The organism is Klebsiella sp. K5-45, assembly GCF_030128605.1.
Lineage (GTDB): Bacteria > Pseudomonadota > Gammaproteobacteria > Enterobacterales > Enterobacteriaceae > Klebsiella > Klebsiella quasipneumoniae.
Map to the genome: position 1 here is coordinate 1 of NZ_JAKUZW010000049.1, position 1,336 is coordinate 1,336.

The window sequence follows — 1,336 nt, forward strand, 5'->3', positions numbered from 1 at the left end:
CACTATCGTTAACTGAATACATAGGTTAACGAGGCGAACCGGGGGAACTGAAACATCTAAGTACCCCGAGGAAAAGAAATCAACCGAGATTCCCCCAGTAGCGGCGAGCGAACGGGGAGCAGCCCAGAGTCTGAATCAGCTTGTGTGTTAGTGGAACGGTCTGGAAAGTCCGACGGTACAGGGTGATAGTCCCGTACACCAAAATGCACAGGCTGTGAACTCGAAGAGTAGGGCGGGACACGTGGTATCCTGTCTGAATATGGGGGGACCATCCTCCAAGGCTAAATACTCCTGACTGACCGATAGTGAACCAGTACCGTGAGGGAAAGGCGAAAAGAACCCCGGCGAGGGGAGTGAAAAAGAACCTGAAACCGTGTACGTACAAGCAGTGGGAGCACCTTTATGGTGTGACTGCGTACCTTTTGTATAATGGGTCAGCGACTTATATTCTGTAGCAAGGTTAACCGTATAGGGGAGCCGCAGGGAAACCGAGTCTTAACTGGGCGTTAAGTTGCAGGGTATAGACCCGAAACCCGGTGATCTAGCCATGGGCAGGTTGAAGGTTGGGTAACACTAACTGGAGGACCGAACCGACTAATGTTGAAAAATTAGCGGATGACTTGTGGCTGGGGGTGAAAGGCCAATCAAACCGGGAGATAGCTGGTTCTCCCCGAAAGCTATTTAGGTAGCGCCTCGTGAATTCATCTTCGGGGGTAGAGCACTGTTTCGGCTAGGGGGTCATCCCGACTTACCAACCCGATGCAAACTACGAATACCGAAGAATGTTATCACGGGAGACACACGGCGGGTGCTAACGTCCGTCGTGAAGAGGGAAACAACCCAGACCGCCAGCTAAGGTCCCAAAGTCATGGTTAAGTGGGAAACGATGTGGGAAGGCACAGACAGCCAGGATGTTGGCTTAGAAGCAGCCATCATTTAAAGAAAGCGTAATAGCTCACTGGTCGAGTCGGCCTGCGCGGAAGATGTAACGGGGCTAAACCATGCACCGAAGCTGCGGCAGCGACACTATGTGTTGTTGGGTAGGGGAGCGTTCTGTAAGCCTGCGAAGGTGACCTGTGAGGGTTGCTGGAGGTATCAGAAGTGCGAATGCTGACATAAGTAACGATAAAGCGGGTGAAAAGCCCGCTCGCCGGAAGACCAAGGGTTCCTGTCCAACGTTAATCGGGGCAGGGTGAGTCGACCCCTAAGGCGAGGCCGAAAGGCGTAGTCGATGGGAAACAGGTTAATATTCCTGTACTTGGTGTTACTGCGAAGGGGGGACGGAGAAGGCTATGTTAGCCGGGCGACGGTTGTCCCGGTTTAAGCATGTAGGCTG

Annotated in this window: 1 rRNA gene; it reads left to right on the forward strand. The window is 52.8% G+C overall.

Going from position 1 to position 1,336, the window contains the following annotated elements:
* Positions 1-1,336, forward strand: a 23S ribosomal RNA gene (locus MKS11_RS27360); the annotation flags it as partial.